1 pseudogene is annotated in these 252 nt (G+C 59.1%); it reads right to left on the bottom strand.

Annotated elements, in window-relative coordinates:
* Window positions 1-252: pseudogene (locus GHO03_RS25315) on the bottom strand (hypothetical protein); the annotation flags it as partial.

The raw sequence follows: 252 nt of genomic DNA, 5'->3' as shown, positions 1-252 counted from the left end.
GGCTAAGGTAGGAGTAGGAGTAGGAGGCAAAGGACGCGGCTTCGGCGCGTGCTGTGCAAACTGCGCGGCGATGTCCGCCTTCTGCGCCTGTTTCTCGCGCACACGCAATGCCTGGTTGTTGGCTTTGATGCTGGGGCGGCGCTGACTATCAGCGGTGAACTTCGCCAGCATCTGAGCATATACACGCTGATAGTCATGGCCGGACATCGTGGCGGAATGGCCCGCGTAGGCTTTTTTTAGGGTTTTGGCGAC

It is taken from the genome of Pseudomonas sp. FSL R10-1339, assembly GCF_009600545.1.
Taxonomy (GTDB): Bacteria; Pseudomonadota; Gammaproteobacteria; order Pseudomonadales; family Pseudomonadaceae; genus Aquipseudomonas; species Aquipseudomonas bubulae.
This window is presented reverse-complemented; position numbering and strand designations above follow the sequence as displayed.